This window comes from Ramlibacter monticola (assembly GCF_016722785.1).
In the GTDB taxonomy this organism is placed as follows: Bacteria; Pseudomonadota; Gammaproteobacteria; order Burkholderiales; family Burkholderiaceae_C; genus Ramlibacter; species Ramlibacter monticola.
In genome coordinates, this window is sequence record NZ_JAEQNE010000004.1 from 420,822 (window position 1) to 436,277 (window position 15,456).

Consider the following 15,456-nt stretch of genomic DNA (forward strand, 5'->3'; position numbering starts at 1 on the left):
ATGCGCCGGTTGTCACCCGATGTGGTGAGATCGTGACAAGGCACCCTGTCAGATCTGACAGGGTGCCTTCCCTGGAACCTAGTCCTGCACGTGCCGCTTCGCCTGGCGCGCCAGCCAGCGGCTGTAGCTGTTGTCCGGGTCCGGACCGCTGGGGGCTTCGACGGGGAACAGGGCGCCGACCAGGGCGCCGCCTTCGCCGACCGGCACGGCGGTGACCAGCGCCGGCGGCTGCGTCGAAGACAGGGCCTGACGCAGCTCGATGTCGGCCAGGCGCAGGCCCTTGCGGATGTCGTCCACGCCGGAGGACGGCACCCCGGCCACTTCAGCCAGTTCGGCCAGGGCGTGCAGGCCCTGCGGCGTCTCCAGCTGCAGCCAGCCTATCCGGCCGGCCGCGTCCATGCCCAGCACGCCGAAGGGCGCGCCGATCACCACGTGCTCCACCCAGTTGCGGGCGCAGAAGGCGGCCAGCCAGCTGTCCACGCCCGGCGCGCGCAGCAGGGCGCTCTGTTCCTGCGTCAGCGTGGAGCGCCAGATCTGGGCGTGGCGCGAATGCGAGGTGAAGAGCAGGTGCTCCACCGCCTCGACCAGGCGGCGCGAGATGTCCTGCGTCTGCTTCGGGATGAACTGGTCGATCAGGCCGCGGTTGAAGGCGCGCACGGCCACCTGCTCGTCGGCCTGCCCGGTGAGCAGCACGCGCGTGCCGGGCCAGTCGCCGAGCTCGGAGAGCACCTGCAGGCCGTCCATGCCCGGCATGGAGAAGTCCACCACGCACACGCGCGAGAGCGCGTAGCGCTCGGTATAGCGCGACCAGTAGGCCAGGATCTGCGGGATCAGGGGCTTGCCCTCGCGCCACAGCGCGATCAGCTGCTGCTGGTTCCAGGCATCCGCCTCCCAGAACGGCGGCTCCTGCAGCAGGTGGGCGATGCAGTCCGTGGGCCGCAGGAACAGTTTCAGGTGCCATTGCCGCGGCAGCACCAGTGCCAGCATCTCCAGGTAGTCCGGATCGTCATCCAGGAAGACCACGGTGCCGGGGCGATGGAACAGGGGAAAAGTCATGAGTGCTTGCGTGGGAGCCGCATTTTGCTACGCCACCGGCAGTTCGACCGTGAAGACCGCGCCATGGTGGCGGGCGGACTTCACGCGGATCGTACCCTGTGCGGCCTGGATCACGCGCTGGCAGAACGCCAGGCCGAGGCCGTGCCCCGTCCCCCGGTCGGTGGAGAAGAAGGGCTGGAAGATGCGGGCCTGCAGTTCGGGTTCCATGCCGACGCCATTGTCGGTGAAGACGATGCGGCCCCGCGGCCCCTGCGCGCCGATTTCGATCAGCAGGTCCCCGGGCCGGCTGGCCGAGAAGGCCGCCGCGAGCGAGCGCAGCGCGTTCTTGGTCAGGTTGTCGATCACCTGCGAGAACAGCTTCTGCGAGCCGAGGAAGTGGAAGTCGCTGTACACGCGCACCACCACGCACTGCCGCTCGCGCGAGCTGCGGAAGGGGTAGTTGGCGATGGCCCGCTGCACGAGGTCCGCCGCGGACAGGCGCTCGGCGTTCGCCGCCAGCCGCATGAGGCGCGCGTTGGTCATCTGCATGTCGATCTGGTGGTTCATGTTGCGCACCAGGTTGTTCAGGCGCTCGGCCAGCTGTTCCAGCCGCTCGCGGTTCTCGCCGCCGTGCTCCGGCGCCTCGCTGCGCAGCGCCTCGCCGATCAGCTGCATCGTCGCCAGCGGCGTGCGCAGCTCGTGGGCGACGATGCCCATCGTGTCGAGGGTCGAATTGAGCTGCTCGCGGCGCAGGTTGGAGGTGGAGACGCCCAGCACGATGCCCATGAACCAGCAGCAGGCGAGCACCACGCCGTTGACCGCCTCGACGCCCGGCGCCACCGGCCGCACCTCGGGGCCGAAGTTCGCGAACGCCAGCCAGGCAACCAGCATCCCGGCGGAGGTCCCGACCGTGGCCAGGCGCCAGTCGGTGAGCTGGTAGTAGACCAGCAGCATCGCGGCCATGCTGGCGAGCCAGACGGGGGAGCCGCTGTTGCAGAAGTACATCCAGGTGAAGAACCAGGGCAGGGTCAGCCAGAACAGCGCCAGCAGCCCGATCGCGGCCGCGCGGCCGGGCGGGGACCGGGTCGCGGCGCCGATGGCCAGCAGGGCGGCGCCGCAGAGCGCCATCAGGACGCGCAGGAACAGGTTCTCGTACGGCTGGGGCAGCCAGAAGACCCAGATCAGGTAGGCCAGCGGATGCCCGACCAGGGTGCACGCTCCCAGGGCGCGGATGCGCCACGGCGAGGGATGCAGGACCGAGTCCGCGATGGGCGCCAGCACCTCCCGCGTCGCCCACTGGCGCATGCGGTAGCGCGCCGTCTCGAGCACTGCGCGTGCCGGAGCGGGCGTAAAGCTGGGCCGGTGCAGGTCCTCGTTCATTGGAGATGGTCCGATGGTGATATTGTCACAGCCCGGCGGTGCCACGAATGACGATGCATGGGGACCCCTGCTAACTTTGACAGTGTCAGCCTCGACGGCATCCTCAGCGACTGGGTGGCGGCGCTGCGCGCGTTTTCCGTCGAGGCCGTGGTGGTGCTCGGGCCCGATCCCTTCGGCGGCAACGAGGACCGGCTGGTGGTGGCGGTGCACCCGCCGCTGGTGGCCGAGGCCGCCCAGGCGCTGGCCGAAAGCCGCGACTTCGGCGCCCGCTGGCGCGATTCCGATGCGCCGCTGGTGGCCTGGCAGACCATCGCCCGCTCCGATCCCCAGGGCACCAGCCGCTGGCGCCTGCTCTGGATGGCGCACGGCTACCAGACGCTGGTGCGGGTCGAGTTCTCGCTGCCGGCGGGCCGCGCCTTCGAGTGCTTCATGTTCAGCCCGCGCGAGCTGACCGACCGCGCCGAGGTGGCCCAGCTGGCCTGGTCGGCGCTGAACATCTGGCCGCTGGTGAAGCGCTCCATCGCCGGCGCGCGCTCGATGCTCAGCCCGCGCGAGCTGGAATGCCTGGAGCTCGCCTTCCGCGGCCTCACGGCCCGGGAGACCTCGCAGGCGCTGCAGTGTTCCGAGCGGACGGTGAACTACCACCTGGCCAATGCCATGAACAAGCTGCGCGCGGACAACAAGCTGGCGGCCATCCAGCGCGCCTGCTGGCTCGGTGCGCTGTAGGTCCTGGTAGCTCATCCGGGGGTTTATATTGGCGACCATGAGCGACGACGACGACCGCACCGCGTCCCTGATGACGCCCGCCAGGCTGGCGCAGCTGAAAGTCCGGCCCACGCCGGCGGCGTCCCCCTCGGCGTGGCTGGACCAGCTGGCCGCGGATGCCGGCAGCGGCCACGTCCGGCGCCTGCTGGACCTGCGGCGGCAGCTGGAAACGCAGGTGGGCGATCCGCAGTACGCGGCCGCCGGGCAGGCGTGCGCGGAGCTCGCCGCCGCGCTGGTCGAACTGGATTTCTCGCTGCTGGCGCCGAAGGGCTGGCTGGCGCGCGCGACGGGCAAGGGCAAGGAGGCCGCAGCCGCCTTCCGCGGCCAGGCCGCGCGCTGCGGGCGCGCCGGCGATGCGCTGGCGAAGGAAGTGCGCGCGCTGCAGCAGCGGCTGCAGGCGCAGGCGCCGGCCCTGGAGCGCTCGGTGGTCGAGTGCGAGGTGGAGGCGCGGGCGATCCAGAAGATCATGGACCAGGGCGCCCGCTGGCTGCAGGACATGCGCAACCAGCTCAAGGCGCGCGGGGCCGAAGGCGGCGACGCCGCCGCCCTGGAGAAGATCGAGGAGGACACGCGCCGCTGCGAACTGCTGGTGGAGCGCCTGAAGCGCCTGCGCACGGCGGATGCCGCCGCGGTGAAGATGGTGGAGCACTGCAAGGCGGCCGCGCCGCGCCGCGCCGCGCTGGCCGCTTCGCTGCAGCAGCTGGACGCCGGCTGGAAGGAGGCGAGCCGGCAGCTCGATGCGCTGGCCGAACTGGCGGGAACCCCGCCCGACGCCGCGAAGCTGGATGCGGCCCGGCAGGGCTTGCGCCGCCTCGGCGAGGCCCTGGGCCAGGGGGCCGCCGACGCGAACGCCCTGCAGTCGCAGGACCAGGCCCTGGGCCACGAACTCGCCGCCCTGCAGGAGCCGCTGCAGGCGGCCGCATGAGAGTGCCGCGCCCATGACCTTCCTCGCCGTCGACATCGGCAACACACGCCTCAAGTGGGCCCTGTACGCGCATGCGCAGCAGGGCGCGCAGCCGCTCGCCACCGGCGCGGAATTCCTCGAGAACATCGACAAGCTGGCCGACGGCGAGTGGTCCCGGCTCGGGCCGCCCGAACGCATGCTGGGCTGCTGCGTGGCCGCCGACGCGGTCAAGCGCCGGGTCGAGGAGCAGATGGAGGAGCTGTGGGTGGTGCCCGCGCACTGGGTGGTGGCGAGCGCGGCCGAGGCCGGCGTGATCAACGGCTACGACCATCCCACGCGCCTGGGCGCCGACCGCTGGGTCGGCATGATCGGCGCGCGCCACCGCATGCTGGCCAACGGGCCCATCCGCCCCATGGTGGTCGTCATGGTCGGCACCGCGGTCACGGTGGAAGCGGTGGACCAGCACGGGCGCTTCCTGGGCGGCTTCATCCTGCCGGGCCACGGCATCATGCTGCGCGCGCTGGAAAGCGGCACGGCCGGCCTGCACGTGCCCACCGGCGAGGTGCGCGAATTCCCGACCAACACCAGCGATGCGCTCACCAGCGGCGGCACCTTCGCCATCGCCGGCGCCATCGAGCGGATGGTGCAGCACGTGCGGCGCCGCTGCGGCACCGAGCCGGCCTGCTACATGACGGGCGGCGCGGGCTGGAAGATGGCGCCCCACATGCTGGAGCAGTTCGAGCTGGTGGAAAGCCTGATCTTCGACGGCCTGCTGGTGATCGCCGGCACGCGAGCGGGCGCGGCCTGAAGGCTCAGGCCGAGAGCCCGGCCACGGCCTGCAGCAGGGCCTCGCGCGCCTGCGCCCACACCTGCGCGCGCCACGCGTCGGTGTCGGTGTAGAACGCCTCGAACACCTGCCTGCGGATCGCCTCGGCCAGCGGCGCCGGCGCCTCGGGGTGGCGTCGCAGCCACTGCTCCGCGCGCAGCGCCTGGAAGGTTTCCAGCACCGGCACCGTGCCGTACTCCAGCGCCATGCCGGTGTATTCGGCCTGCGGGCACTCCTCGTACGCCGCGCCGAACATCAGGCCCGTGAGGAAGGCGGAGCTCGAGCTGCCGTCGTAGATCGACGTGACCGGCGTGCGGCCCCCGCCCGACCACCAGCTCGTCGCGCGCGCGATGCACGCCGCGTCGTCGCGGGCGGCGAGGATGCGCTCGCCCACGCCGCTGGGGCCCAGGCCCGTGTGGATGTCGATCCAGGCGATGCGGCCCGCGCGCCGGCCATGGGCGCGCAGCGCCTCGCGCAGCGCGAGGTTGCTCCAGCACGGCGCGCGGCCGCCGTAGAACAGGCCGTCCGGGTATTCGTACTGGCCGCGCGAGACCACCGCCTGGTAGTGCGCGATGCCGCGCTCGCCGACGTAGCGGCCGACCGCGCGCTGGTTCTCCTCCGGCGGCGGCCAGCTCGCGGGGACCAGGAGCTCGTGCAGCTCCCGGTAGGCCTCGTTCACCGGCAGCGGCTGGGTGAAATCGTGGAAGTTGCGATTCAGGTCCACGTTCTCGTGGGTGGCGCGGCCCAGGTGGGAGAAGCCGTAGGGATTGAGTGCGTGGATGTACAGGAGCGCGACGCCGGCCTCCTGCGCCCGCTGGCGCAGCTCCGCATCGCGCAGCGCAGCCACCTGCACGCCGCTGCCGCAGAAACCTTCCACGCCGTGGCAGCCGCTGGTGAGGACCAGCAGCCTGGCGGCGTTCGGGTGGCCGTCGCGCACCACGTCCATGGCGAGCGGCTCGCCCTGCAGGCCGGGGTCGGGATGCGGCTTGGCTTCCACCGGCAGGCCGGCCTCCGTGGCGGCGCGCAGGAAGTTCTCCCGCGCCTGGGCGTAGGTCCCGGCGAAAGTCTCGCCGGGGTTCATGCAGATGCCTTCGCCAGCCACTCTTCGGCCAGCCGCACCCAGTAGGTCGCGCCCAGCGGGATGAGTTCGTCGTTGAAGTCGTAGCTGGGGTTGTGCAGCGTGCAGGGGCCCATGCCGTGGCCGCTGCCGCGGTGGCTGCCGTCGCCGTTGTAGATGAAGCAGTAGGCGCCCGGCTTCACCTGCAGCATGTACGCGAAGTCTTCCGCGCCCATGGTGGGTTCCTGCACCAGCACGTTCTCCTCGCCGACGATGGAGGCCATCACCCTGCGGGCGAATTCGGCCTCGGCCGGCGTATTCACCGTGGGGGGATAGTTGCGCACGAACTCGAACTCGCACGTGGCCTCGTGGGCGGCGCAGACGTGCTCGGCCACCTGGCGCATGCGGCGCTCGATCAGGTCCAGCACCTCCAGCGTGAAGGTGCGCACCGTCCCCTGCAGCTCGCAGGAGTCCGGCACCACGTTGGTCGCCTCGCCGGCGTGGATCATGGTCACCGAGAGCACGGCGGGATCGATCGGCTTGCGGCTGCGCGTGACGATGGTCTGGAAGGCCTGCACCATCTCGCAGGCGATCGGCACCGGATCGACGCCCAGGTGGGGCATCGCGCCGTGGCTGCCCTTGCCGCGCACGACGATCCGGAACTCGTTGGTGGAGGCCATCACCGGCCCGGGACTGGCGGCGAACCTGCCGACCTGCCCGCCCGGCCAGTTGTGCATGCCGAACACGGCCTCCATCGGGAAGCGCTCGAACAGCCCGTCGCGGATCATCTCGTGCGCGCCCGCGCCCTTTTCCTCCGCGGGCTGGAAGATCACGTGCACCGTGCCGTCGAAGTTGCCGTGCTGCGCGAGGTGGCGCGCCGCCGCGAGCAGCATGGCGGTGTGGCCGTCGTGGCCGCAGGCGTGCATCTTGCCGGGGTGGCGGCTGGCATGGGGGAAGGTGTTGGCCTCGGGCACGGGCAGGGCGTCCATGTCGGCGCGCAGGCCGACGGCGCGGGTGGACGTGCCCTTGCGGATGGTGCCGACCACGCCGGTCCTGCCGAGACCGCGCTGGACGGGGATGCCCCATTCGGCGAGGCGGGCCGCCACCAGGTCGGAGGTGCGCGCCTCCTCGAACGAAAGTTCGGGATGCGCGTGCAGGTCGCGGCGCAGCGCCACGATGGACGCGGCTTGCGTGACGATGGAATCCAGGAGCTTCATGGGAGTACTGCCAAAGAGGGGTGCAGTCTAGCCGTGGGCGCGGCGCGTGTGCATGGGGGATATCCGTGACAATCGGTGGATGGCTGTGACCTCCGCGACACCCCGCGCCCTGGAGCTGGCGCGCACCCTGGTCGGCTTCAACACCGTGAGCGCCAACTCCAACCTGGCGCTCATCCACTGCCTGCGGGACGAGCTGGCGCGGCTCGGCGTGCCCTGCCGGCTGAGCTGGAACGCGGAGCGCACCAAGGCCAACCTGTTCGCCACGCTGGGCGAGGGCAAGCCTGCCGGCCTGATCCTCTCGGGGCATACCGACACGGTGCCGTGGGACGGGCAGGACTGGTCGGTCGATCCGCTGGGGGGCGTGGTCCGCGACGGCCGCCTCTACGGCCGGGGCTCGGCCGACATGAAAGGCTTCATCGCCACGGCGGTCACGCATGCGCCGCTGTTCCTCGAGGCCGACCTGCCCTTCGCGATCCACCTGGCCTTCAGCTACGACGAGGAGGTGGGCTGCTTCGGCGTGCGCGAGCTGATCGCCGACCTGCGCGAGGCGGGCATCGCGCCACTCGCCTGCATCGTCGGCGAGCCGACCGGCATGGTGCCCGCGGTCGCGCACAAGGGGGTGTACCGCTACCGCTGCTGCGTGCGCGGCAAGGAGGCGCACTCGTCGCTCACGCCCCGGTCGGTGAATGCGATCGAACTGGCGGCGCGGGTGGTCGGTCGGGTGCGCGACATGGCGGAGGCCTTCGAGCGCGAGGAACCGCGCTACGAGGGTTTCGACGTGCCGTTCTCGACCGCCAGCGTGGGCCAGTTCCACGGCGGAATCGCCGACAACGTGGTGCCGCGCGATGCCGAGTTCCGCTACGAGTTCCGCGACCTGCCGACGGCGGACGCCCGGGCCATGCAGCAGCAGGTGGTCGCGTACGCGCGTTCGCTGGAGCCGGCGATGCAGGCGGTGGCGCCGGAGACGGGCATCCGCTTCGAGACGATCTGCGAGATCCCGAGCTTCCTCGGTTCGGCCGAGGACGCGGTGACGCGGCTGGCGCTGCGACTGGCTGGGGAGCAGCACACCACGCTGGTCGCGTTCGGCACCGAGGCGGGACTGTTCAAGGACGCCGGGATCCGCTCGGTGGTGTGCGGCCCCGGCAGCATCGCGCAGGCGCACCAGCCGGACGAATACGTGACGCTGGAGCAGCTGATGCGCTGCCAGGCCTTCATGGAAGGCCTGGCCCGGGTGCGCGAGATCGCCTAGGCGCTCAGGTCCGCACCCGCCCGTCGCCCGTCAGCATCGACAGTTCCACGAACTTCGAGGCGACGTGGTCGCTCGGCGAGAAGCTCACGTTGAAACCGCCGAACATCTCGTTGCCCAGGCCCTCCAGGCCGGCGATCAGCGAGTCGTGCGTCGGCCGGGCCGCGCCCGCGCGCCGCAGGCCCTCGGCGAACACCTTGGCGGCGAGGTAGCCCTCCATGCTGGAGAAGTTGGCGTGGTGCTCGCCACCCGCCTTCTTCACGGCGTCGACGAACTCGCGCACGAGCGGCCGTGCCGCGTTGTAGGGCGAGGGCACCACCTGGGACACCACGACGCCGGCGCCGTCCTTGCCGAGTTCGTCGGCCAGCGCCTGCGTGCCCACGAAGGACACGTTGTGGAAGGTGCCGCCGTAGCCGGCCGCGCGGGCGGCGCGGATGAAGGCCGCGCAGGACTTGTAGGCGCTGATCTGCACGATCGCATCCGGCTGCGCCGCCACCAGCGCCTTGACGGCCTGCGCCACGTTGACCGAGTTGCGCTCCACCGTGGCCTGCGCCACGGGCTTGAGGTTCTGCCCCGCCAGCGCGAGCTGCACGCCGTCGAGGCCGGCCTTGCCGTAGGCGTCGTTCTGCCAGAACACGGCGATCTTGTTCAGGCCCAGCGAGGTGAGCTGCTTGACGATCAGCCCCGTCTCGTCGTTGTAGGAGGCGCGCAGGTGGAAGGCGTAGCGGTTGAAGGGCTGGCGCAGCGCCATCGCGCCGGTGAAGGGCGCGAAGAAGGGCGTCTTCGCCGCCGTCGCCAGCGGCAGGGCCGCCAGGCTGGTGGGGGTGCCGATGTAGCCGAACAGCGCCAGCGGATCGTCCGCGAGCAGCTTGCGGGTGTTCTCGGCGCAGCGGTCCGGCTCGTAGCCGTCGTCGAGACGCACGAGTTCAATGGTCCGGCGGTGCACGCCGCCCTGCGCATTGATCTGGTCGAAGCAGAGCCGGGCGCCCTGGTGGAACTGGATGCCGAGCTGGGCGGCCGGGCCGGTGAAGGGCGCGGACTGCGCCAGCAGGATCCGATCCCCCTGGGCGCGCAGGCCGGGCACTGCCACGAGTGCCGCGGCGCCCGCAAGGGCCCGGTGGAAGTTACGACGGTTGAGCATTGTCAAATTTTGTGCTCGGGCGGCTGTCGAATGCCTGTCAGTGTGCGCCTGCTGACTTAGTCCATTTCCCTAGGTGTCGGCGGGCGTCGGTAGCATGGGGGAGCGGACCGACCGCCGCTCCACGAAAATTGCCCCATGGCCGCTTCCTCCCTTCCTGCCGCAACCGCCGGGCCCCCGGTGCGCGGCGCCTGCCCGCACGACTGCCCCGACACCTGCGCGCTGCTGACCACCGTGCAGGACGGGGTGGCGGTCCGCGTCCAGGGCAACCCGGACCATGCGCAGACCGCCGGCGTCCTGTGCAACAAGGTCTCGCACTACACCGAGCGGGTCTACCACCCCGAGCGCCTGCTGCAGCCGATGCGCCGCGTCGGTCCCAAGGGTTCGGGCCGCTTCGAACCGGTGGACTGGGACACGGCGCTGGACGCCATCGCGGCGCGGCTGCAGGCGATCGCCGCGCGCGACCCGCAGGCCATCCTGCCTTACAGCTATGCCGGCACCATGGGGCTGGTGCAGGGCGAGAGCATCGCCGCGCGCTTCTTCCACCGGCTCGGCGCCTCGCTGCTCGATCGCACGATCTGCGCCTCCGCCGGCGCTGAGGCGCTGACCCAGACGCTGGGCGGCAAGGTCGGCATGAAGGTGGAGTTCTTCGCCGAGGCGAAGCTGATCCTGGTCTGGGGCAGCAACTCGATCGCCAGCAACCTGCACTTCTGGCGCCTCGCGCAGGAAGCGAAGCGGCAGGGCGCGAAGCTGGTCTGCATCGACCCGCGCCGCAGCGAGACGGCCGAGAAGTGCCACGAGCACCTCCAGCTGCTGCCCGGCACCGACGCGGCGCTGGCGCTGGCGCTGATGCACGAGCTGATCGTGAACGACTGGCTGGACCACGACTACATCCAGCGCCACACCCTCGGATTCGAGGCGCTGCGCGAGCGCGCCCTGCGCTGGACGCCGGAGCGCGCGGCCGCGGTGTGCGGCATCCCGGCGCAGCAGATCCGCGACCTGGCGCGCGACTACGGCACCACGAAGCCGGCCGCGATCCGCCTGAACTACGGCATGCAGCGGGTGCGCGGCGGCGGCAACGCCGTGCGGGCGGTGGCCTGCCTGCCCGCGCTGACCGGGGCGTGGCGCCACCGCGCGGGCGGCGTGCTGCTTTCCAGCGGCGGCTTCTATCCCGCCGACCGGGCGGCGCTGCAACGGCCGGACCTGCTGGCCGGGCGCCAGCCACGCACCATCAACATGGTGCAGATCGGCGACGCACTGCTGCATCCTGCCTCGCCCTCCTTCGGCCCGGCGGTCGAGGCGGTGATCGTCTACAACAGCAATCCGGTGGCGGTGGCGCCGGAGTCCGGGCAGGTGGTGCGCGGCTTCGCCCGCGAGGACCTGTTCACCGTCGTCATCGAGCAGTTCCGCACCGACACCGCGGACTACGCCGACTACCTGCTGCCGGCCACGACGCAGCTCGAACACTGGGACATCCACACCTCGTACGGTCACACGGACGTGCTGCTGAACCGGCCGGCGATCGCCCCGTGCGGCGAGGCGCGGCCCAACACGCAGGTGTTCCGCGAGCTCGCCGCGCGCATGGGCTTCGACGACCCGCTGTTCCGCGAGAGCGACGAGAGCCTGTGCCGGCTGGCTTTCGGCGCCCAGGTCGACTTCGGGCTCCTGCTGGAGCGGGGTTTCGCCACCCTGGACATTCCCGCCGCGCCCTTTGCCGAAGGCGGGTTTCCCACGGCTTCGGGGCGCTGCGAGTTCTTCAGCGAGCGGCTTGCCCGCCAGGGCCTGGACGGCCTGCCGGACCACGTGCCCAACTACGAAGCCGCGGGCACCTCGTCGCGCTATCCGCTGGCGATGATCTCGCCGCCGGCGCGCAACTTCCTGAACTCCACCTTCGTCAACGTCGAAAGCCTGCGCGACATCGAGGGCGAACCCGTCCTCGAGATGCACGCGCACGACGCGGCCGCGCGCGGCATCCGCGACGCGCAGGTGGTGCGCGTGTTCAACGACCGCGGCGAATACGTGTGCAAGGCCCGGGTGTCGCCGCGCGCCCGCCCGGGGGTGGTCAACGGCCTCGGCATCTGGTGGCGCAAGCTGGGCCTGGCCGGGACCAACGTCAACCAGCTCACCAGCCAGAAGCTCACGGACCTGGGCCGCGCGCCCGTGTTCTACGACTGCCTGGTCGAAGTCCAGCCGGCGTGAGGAAGAAGGCAATCCTGATGGGCGTGGCGGCGGTGGCAGGGGTGGCGGTGGCGGCGACGCTGTGCCTCTCCGGGTGCGCGAACCTGGGCTACTACTGGCAGACGGCCATGGGCCACCTGAACATCATGGCCTCCGCCCGGCCGGTGGAGGAACTGGTCGCCGAGGCCCAGACCTCGCCGCGCCTGCGGGAGCGCCTGCTGCTGTCGCAGCGTATCCGGGCCTACGCGGTCAGCGAACTGAAGCTGCCCGACAACCCGAGTTACCGGCGCTACGCCGACCTGCACCGCAACGCCGCGGTCTGGAACGTGACGGCGGCCCCGGCGTACTCGCTGGAGCTCAAGACCTGGTGCTTCCCCGTCACCGGCTGCGTGGGCTACCGCGGCTACTACGACGAAGCCAAGGCGCGCGGCGAGGCCTCGGAACTCGCGCAGGAAGGCTACGAGGTCAACGTCTACCCCGTGACCGCGTACTCCACGCTGGGCCTCATGAACTGGGCCGGCGGCGACCCGCTGCTCAATACCTTCGTGAACTATCCGGAAGGCGAACTCGCGCGCCTGATCTTCCACGAGCTGGCGCACCAGGTCGTGTACGCGAAGAACGACACGACCTTCAACGAGTCGTTCGCAACCGCGGTGGAACGCCTGGGCGGCACGCGCTGGCTGCAGACGCAGGCGGGCGAGGTCGCGCGGCAGGAGTACGCCGCGTTCGACGGCCGCCGCCGCATGTTCCGCGAGCTGTCGCGCGGGGTGCGGCAGCGGCTCAAGGAGCTGTACGACACGCCCGGTCTCGAGCCCGATGCGAAGGGCCTCGCCAAGGGCCGGATCATGGCGCAGTTCCGGGCCGACTACGAGGCCCTGAAGGCGCGCTCCGGCTTCGACCCCGCCCTGTGGCGCGGCTACGACCGCTGGGTGCGCGACGCGAACAACGCCTACTTCGGCGCGCAGGCTGCCTACGACGAACTGGTGCCCGCCTTCGAGGCGCTGTTCCACGCCGGTGGCGACGACTGGCAGCGGTTCTATGATGCGGCCCGGGAGCTGAGCAAGCTGCCCAAGGAAGAGCGGCATCGCAAATTGAAGGAGGCTTCCGTTGGCTGACATCCACATCGTTCGCGCGCACGCGCTCGGTCTCGAACAGGCGCGCAAGCTGGCGTTCCGCTGGGCCGAAGTCGCGGAGAAGAAGCTCGACATGGAGTGCACCTACGCCGAGGGCAGCGAGGCCGACGTGGTGAGCTTCAAGCGCGCGGGCGCGCACGGCAAGCTGAAGGTGACCGGGGACCGCTTCGAGCTGAGCGCGCGCCTGGGCATGCTGCTGGGGGTGTTCAAGCACAAGATCGAGACGGAGATCGTCCGGAACCTGGACCAGCTGCTGGGGCACAAGGACCCGCTGCACGCCTTCGAGCAGGGGCTGGCGAAGCACGAGGCGAAGCACGCGAAGCACGAGCCCAAGCACGCTCCCAAGCATGCGAAGCCGCATGCGGAAGCGCACAAGCCGACGACGAAGGCGGCCCCCAAGCCCGCCGCCAAGGCCAGGGCGGCACCGGCGAAGAAGGCGAAGTAGGCGAAGTAGGGCGTCGCGCGTCGGCTAGGCCCTAAAACCAGACAGCGAACGCAGAGGGCGCAAAGGAACGCAAAGGACGCAGAGAAATCCTTTGAAGGTATTTTTCTGCGTCCTCTGCGGATCCTTTGCGCCCCCTGCGTTCGGCTGTCAGGTTTTACCCAAGAACGACCCCGCGCCTCAGCTCAGGGATGCGATCAGGTCGATGTACTGCTGCTTCGCGTCGTCGCTGGACGTCCCCTTGAACCCGTTCCACGCGTCCCACTTCGCGCGCCCCACCATGTCGCCGAAGCCGGGCTTCTTCTCGGTGTTGTCCCCCACCGTGGCCTGCTTGTACAGCCCGTAGATCTTCAGCAGGGTGGCGTTGTCGGGACGCTCGGACAGCTTCTTCGAATTGGCGACGGCGGCTTCGAAATCGGCGTTGAGATCGGCCATGGATGCTCCGGTAGATGAATCCGGTTATCTTAAGGCGGACGACACGAGGAGGACGCGATGGAGCGGGCCGGCGAGAACATGTCGAAGGTCGATACCGCGTGGCTGCGGATGGATTCGGCCAGCAACCTGATGATGATCGTGGGCGTGTGGACCGTGCGCCCCGCGATCCGCTGGCGCGAGCTGTGCGCGCGCGTGCAGGAGCGCCTGCTGCCCTACGAGCGCTTCCGCCAGCGCGTCGAGGAGCACGGCGGCTCCGCCCGCTGGGTGGAGCACGAAGTGGACGTGGCGCAGCACGTGGTGCGCGAGAAGCTGCCGCGCACCCGGGGCGGCGCGCAGGCGGCGCTGCAGCGGCGCATCGGCGAGCTCGCGATGCAGCCGCTGGACCGCGGACGGCCCCTGTGGCAGTTGCACCTGGTGGAGAACCACGAGGGCGGCAGCGCCATCGTGTTCCGCATCCACCACTGCATCGCCGACGGCATCGCCCTCATCGGCGTGACCCTGTCCCTCGTCGATGGCGGCCAGCCGCCGCCGGAACGCGCCAGCCGCGCGGAGGCCAACGGCGCGGAGGAATGGCTGGCCGAAAGCCTGGTGAGGCCGCTGGCGGCGCTGGTGCTGAAGGGGCTGGAGGCGGCGGGCGATCGCGCCGTGCGCTCGCTGCACCTGCTGCAGCGGCCGTCCCCCGGCCTGAAAGGCCCGCTCGACCTGGCGCAGGGCGCGTGGCAGCTCCTGGGCGACGCGGCGGCGCTGCTGCTGATGCCCGACGACTCGCCCACGTCCCTCAAGGGCAAGCCCGGGGGAAGCAAGCGCGTGGCCTGGTGCCCGCCGCTGCCGCTGCCCGAGGTGAAGGCGATCGGCAAGGCGCTCAACTGCTCGATCAACGACGTCCTCCTGAGCTGCGTGGCCGGCGCACTGGGGCAGTACCTGCGGGCCAGGGGCGAGGACGTGGAAGGCGTGGAGATCCGCGCGATGGTGCCGGTGAACCTGCGCCCGCCGCAGCAGGGGCACGCGCTGGGCAACCATTTCGGCCTGGCGCCGCTGGTGCTGCCTGTGGGCATGGAAAACCCCATCGAGCGGGTCTACGAAGTGCGGCGGCGCATGGACGCGCTCAAGGGCAGCACGCAGCCGCTGCTGGCCTTCGCGGTGCTGGCGCTCGCGGGCCTGCTGGTCAAGCCGGCGCAGGATGCGATCATGGACACCTTCCGCAGCAAGACCACCGCGGTGATGACCAACGTACCGGGCCCGCGCGAGCCGCTGGCCTTCCTGGGCTCCACGATCGAGCAGATGATGTTCTGGGTGCCGCAATCGGGCGACATCGGCCTGGGCGTGTCGATCCTGAGCTACGGCGGCAACGTGCAGTTCGGCGTGATGGGCGACACGCAACTGTGCCCCGACCCGCAGCAGATCATCGACCGCTTCGAGCCGGAGTTCGCGAAGCTGTCGCTGGTGACGCTGATGCTGCCGTGGGGGGATGAGGGCTGAGGAAAACCCAACAGCCGAACGCAGAGGGCGCAGAGGTTACGCAGAGGACGCAAAAAGGACAAGGAAACCTCAAGAGGTTTTCTTCTGCGTCTTTTGCGATGGGGCTGTCCGAATTTTTGTGTTCGAGGCGCTCGGCAGACTTGTCCACGGCGGCGGGCGTCGCTTGCGACGAACGCACGCCGCGGTGGGCAAGTCGGTGCATCTTACGGGGCGGTCCTTCG

Annotated in this window: 14 protein-coding genes; 8 read left to right on the forward strand and 6 right to left on the reverse strand. The window is 70.6% G+C overall.

Annotated features, from left to right (window positions below):
* Window positions 1-78: 78 nt before the first annotated feature.
* The gene (locus tag JJ685_RS18610) at window positions 79-1,056 is read right to left on the reverse strand and encodes a response regulator (protein ID WP_201675806.1); all 978 of its coding nucleotides are present in this window, start codon (window positions 1,054-1,056) and stop codon (window positions 79-81) included.
* Between the two features lie 27 nt (window positions 1,057-1,083).
* The gene (locus JJ685_RS18615) at window positions 1,084-2,415 is read right to left on the reverse strand and encodes a sensor histidine kinase (protein ID WP_236599099.1); all 1,332 of its coding nucleotides are present in this window, start codon (window positions 2,413-2,415) and stop codon (window positions 1,084-1,086) included.
* A gap of 57 nt (window positions 2,416-2,472) precedes the next feature.
* Here JJ685_RS18615 and JJ685_RS18620 point away from each other — a divergent pair, with 57 nt between their 5' ends.
* The 3 genes from JJ685_RS18620 to JJ685_RS18630 are packed head-to-tail and all read left to right on the forward strand — an operon-like array spanning window position 2,473 to window position 4,892.
* Complete coding sequence (locus JJ685_RS18620; RefSeq protein WP_201675807.1) at window positions 2,473-3,141, forward strand: helix-turn-helix transcriptional regulator; 669 nt, start codon at window positions 2,473-2,475, stop codon at window positions 3,139-3,141.
* A 37-nt stretch (window positions 3,142-3,178) separates the two neighbouring features.
* Window positions 3,179-4,105: a hypothetical protein gene (locus JJ685_RS18625; protein WP_201675808.1), complete on the forward strand. Its 927-nt coding sequence runs from the start codon at window positions 3,179-3,181 to the stop codon at window positions 4,103-4,105.
* A 13-nt stretch (window positions 4,106-4,118) separates the two neighbouring features.
* Entirely contained in the window at window positions 4,119-4,892 is a 774-nt protein-coding gene (locus tag JJ685_RS18630) for a type III pantothenate kinase (protein WP_201675809.1), read from the forward strand.
* Window positions 4,893-4,896: 4 nt separating this feature from the next.
* Here JJ685_RS18630 and JJ685_RS18635 read toward each other — a convergent pair whose 3' ends face one another.
* Both JJ685_RS18635 and JJ685_RS18640 read right to left on the reverse strand, forming a co-directional pair.
* A complete protein-coding gene (locus JJ685_RS18635) occupies window positions 4,897-5,991 on the reverse strand; it encodes a M14 family metallopeptidase (RefSeq protein ID WP_201675810.1) in 1,095 nt (364 codons plus the stop codon).
* Window positions 5,988-7,184 (reverse strand): M20 aminoacylase family protein, encoded by a 1,197-nt coding sequence (locus JJ685_RS18640; RefSeq protein ID WP_201675811.1) that lies wholly within the window; start codon window positions 7,182-7,184, stop codon window positions 5,988-5,990. Before JJ685_RS18640 ends, JJ685_RS18635 begins: the two co-directional genes overlap by 4 nt.
* Window positions 7,185-7,263: 79 nt before the next feature.
* On the opposite strand from JJ685_RS18640, the gene argE reads away from it, so the two are divergent.
* The gene (gene argE, locus JJ685_RS18645) at window positions 7,264-8,433 is read left to right on the forward strand and encodes an acetylornithine deacetylase (protein WP_201675812.1); all 1,170 of its coding nucleotides are present in this window, start codon (window positions 7,264-7,266) and stop codon (window positions 8,431-8,433) included.
* 4 nt (window positions 8,434-8,437) lie between these two features.
* On the opposite strand, the gene JJ685_RS18650 is transcribed toward argE, so the two are convergent.
* Window positions 8,438-9,571, reverse strand: a complete 1,134-nt coding sequence (locus JJ685_RS18650; RefSeq protein WP_201675813.1) for an ABC transporter substrate-binding protein — start codon at window positions 9,569-9,571, stop codon at window positions 8,438-8,440.
* A 135-nt stretch (window positions 9,572-9,706) separates the two neighbouring features.
* Here JJ685_RS18650 and JJ685_RS18655 point away from each other — a divergent pair, with 135 nt between their 5' ends.
* Genes JJ685_RS18655 through JJ685_RS18665 form a run of 3 tightly spaced genes read left to right on the forward strand, consistent with a single transcriptional unit; the run spans window position 9,707 to window position 13,324 of the window.
* Complete coding sequence (locus JJ685_RS18655; protein WP_201675814.1) at window positions 9,707-11,767, forward strand: molybdopterin-containing oxidoreductase family protein; 2,061 nt, start codon at window positions 9,707-9,709, stop codon at window positions 11,765-11,767.
* Between the two features lie 17 nt (window positions 11,768-11,784).
* A complete protein-coding gene (locus JJ685_RS18660; protein WP_201675848.1) occupies window positions 11,785-12,861 on the forward strand; it encodes an aminopeptidase in 1,077 nt (358 codons plus the stop codon).
* Entirely contained in the window at window positions 12,854-13,324 is a 471-nt protein-coding gene (locus JJ685_RS18665; protein WP_201675815.1) for a polyhydroxyalkanoic acid system family protein, read from the forward strand. The genes JJ685_RS18660 and JJ685_RS18665 overlap by 8 nt, the downstream gene beginning before the upstream one ends.
* Window positions 13,325-13,501: 177 nt before the next feature.
* Here JJ685_RS18665 and JJ685_RS18670 read toward each other — a convergent pair whose 3' ends face one another.
* Complete coding sequence (locus JJ685_RS18670; RefSeq protein ID WP_201675816.1) at window positions 13,502-13,756, reverse strand: acyl-CoA-binding protein; 255 nt, start codon at window positions 13,754-13,756, stop codon at window positions 13,502-13,504.
* A gap of 57 nt (window positions 13,757-13,813) precedes the next feature.
* On the opposite strand from JJ685_RS18670, the gene JJ685_RS18675 reads away from it, so the two are divergent.
* Entirely contained in the window at window positions 13,814-15,235 is a 1,422-nt protein-coding gene (locus JJ685_RS18675; protein WP_236599100.1) for a wax ester/triacylglycerol synthase family O-acyltransferase, read from the forward strand.
* Window positions 15,236-15,456: the final 221 nt, after the last annotated feature.

Excerpts from the sequence above, each read along its gene's own strand:
- JJ685_RS18610 (WP_201675806.1), bottom strand. The coding sequence starts at position 1,056 with ATGACTTTTCCCCTGTTCCATCGCCCCGGCACCGTGGTCTTCCTGGAT.
- JJ685_RS18615 (WP_236599099.1), bottom strand. The coding sequence starts at position 2,415 with ATGAACGAGGACCTGCACCGGCCCAGCTTTACGCCCGCTCCGGCACGC.
- JJ685_RS18620 (WP_201675807.1), top strand. The coding sequence starts at position 2,473 with ATGGGGACCCCTGCTAACTTTGACAGTGTCAGCCTCGACGGCATCCTC.
- JJ685_RS18625 (WP_201675808.1), top strand. The coding sequence starts at position 3,179 with ATGAGCGACGACGACGACCGCACCGCGTCCCTGATGACGCCCGCCAGG.
- JJ685_RS18630 (WP_201675809.1), top strand. The coding sequence starts at position 4,119 with ATGACCTTCCTCGCCGTCGACATCGGCAACACACGCCTCAAGTGGGCC.
- JJ685_RS18635 (WP_201675810.1), bottom strand. The coding sequence starts at position 5,991 with ATGAACCCCGGCGAGACTTTCGCCGGGACCTACGCCCAGGCGCGGGAG.
- JJ685_RS18640 (WP_201675811.1), bottom strand. The coding sequence starts at position 7,184 with ATGAAGCTCCTGGATTCCATCGTCACGCAAGCCGCGTCCATCGTGGCG.
- argE (WP_201675812.1), top strand. The coding sequence starts at position 7,264 with ATGGCTGTGACCTCCGCGACACCCCGCGCCCTGGAGCTGGCGCGCACC.
- JJ685_RS18650 (WP_201675813.1), bottom strand. The coding sequence starts at position 9,571 with ATGCTCAACCGTCGTAACTTCCACCGGGCCCTTGCGGGCGCCGCGGCA.
- JJ685_RS18655 (WP_201675814.1), top strand. The coding sequence starts at position 9,707 with ATGGCCGCTTCCTCCCTTCCTGCCGCAACCGCCGGGCCCCCGGTGCGC.
- JJ685_RS18660 (WP_201675848.1), top strand. The coding sequence starts at position 11,785 with ATGGGCGTGGCGGCGGTGGCAGGGGTGGCGGTGGCGGCGACGCTGTGC.
- JJ685_RS18670 (WP_201675816.1), bottom strand. The coding sequence starts at position 13,756 with ATGGCCGATCTCAACGCCGATTTCGAAGCCGCCGTCGCCAATTCGAAG.
- JJ685_RS18675 (WP_236599100.1), top strand. The coding sequence starts at position 13,814 with ATGGAGCGGGCCGGCGAGAACATGTCGAAGGTCGATACCGCGTGGCTG.